Source organism: Ruminococcus sp. CAG:330 (genome assembly GCF_000437175.1).
Lineage (GTDB): Bacteria > Bacillota > Clostridia > Oscillospirales > Ruminococcaceae > Ruminococcus_C.
Window position 1 is genome coordinate 15,499 of sequence record NZ_FR898047.1, and the last position, 1,434, is coordinate 16,932.

General features: G+C 55.0%; 2 protein-coding genes. Both read left to right on the forward strand.

Annotated features, from left to right (window positions below; translation table 11 throughout):
• The coding region (locus QZL66_RS05565) for a hypothetical protein (protein WP_293601883.1) at positions 1-462 on the forward strand (462 nt) is incomplete at its 5' end.
• Between the two features lie 86 nt (positions 463-548).
• Positions 549-1,434, forward strand: an 886-nt coding sequence (locus QZL66_RS05570) for a Tex-like N-terminal domain-containing protein (protein WP_293601884.1), incomplete at its 3' end; no start/stop codon positions are given.

Here is a 1,434-nt window from a genome sequence, read left to right on the forward strand (position 1 = left end):
ATCGAAAACGCCGTGCGGGATGACACATATCGTGCGGTGTCGGAGCATGGACTTACCATGGAAGAACGTCTGCTGCTGCATGAAAATCAAGTGAAATATGAAGAATATCACTGGGATCAGATATTTGACGATTATCGGCTGTACTATTCTCCTACCCGTGAAATGTCAATCGAAGCGTATCTGGAAGGATATACCATACAAAATGTAGAGATTCGCCGCACGTATACGCTGCATAATTTTCATTCCGGATATATTTGGGTTGTGATTCACTTTGATGTTGTTGACAAGAACGGCGATGTAATTATGCACAATCAAGGCGGTCCTAAGGCGGGGACGAAGTTTCAGATAGAAAAGCAGAATGGGAAATGGCAAATCATGGACTTCTATGAACAGGATTCCTATGAAACAATGTCCGATAAAATCTACTATCTTCTTCCCAATTGGGACTTGGCAAAGCAATAAAAGTGTTTCGGCAACTTCCGCACAAAGCTAGCCTACGGCTTTGTGTTTGGCGCTGCCGCAGAAAACCAGACAGGAGGACACGAATCGTGGAGATGTTGAAAGTGCTGGCGGAGGAGTTTCACCTGCGCCCTGAGCAAGTGGAGAACACAGTGGCACTGCTGGACGACGGCAAGACCATTCCGTTTATCGCACGGTACCGGAAAGAGATGACCGGCTCGCTGGATGACCAGCTGCTTCGGGAACTGGACAACCGGCTGCAATACCTGCGGAAGCTGGAACAGCGCAAGACGGAGATCACCAGCGCCATTGAGGCACAGGGAAAGCTGACACCAGAGCTGGCGGAGAAGATTCAGCGTGCCGGAACGCTGGTGGAGACGGAGGACCTGTACCTGCCGTACCGCCCCAAGCGAAAGACACGGGCATCCATGGCGATCGCACGGGGACTGGAACCGCTGGCACGGACACTGATGGCGCAGGATGCCGGTGTGCAGCCGGAACGGGAGGCCGCTGCGTTTATTTCCCCGGAAAAGGAAGTGCCAGATGCGGCAGCAGCGATTCAGGGTGCCAAGGACATTCTGGCGGAGGAGATGGCGAACGACGCCGACCTGCGCAAACAGATGCGCCGGTTCACCATGCTGTCCGGTACAATCTGTTCCCACGCAGCGGACGAGAACGCAGAAACGCCCTACCGGAACTACTACGACTATCAGGAGCCGGTGGAAAAGATCGCCGGCCATCGGGTGCTGGCGCTGGATCGTGGCGAACGGGAAAATGCCCTGAAAGTCAGCGTGGTTCTGCCGGAGGGCAGGGGGCAGGCGATCGTGGTGCGAAAGTTTGTCCGGAATCAAAGCCCCTGCGGTCTGCTGGTGCAGGAGGCGGCGGAGGATGCGTTCCAGCGGCTGCTGTTTCCGGCGGTGGAGCGTGAGGTGCGTCGGGAACTGACGGAGAAAGCGGATACGGCAGCCATTCAGG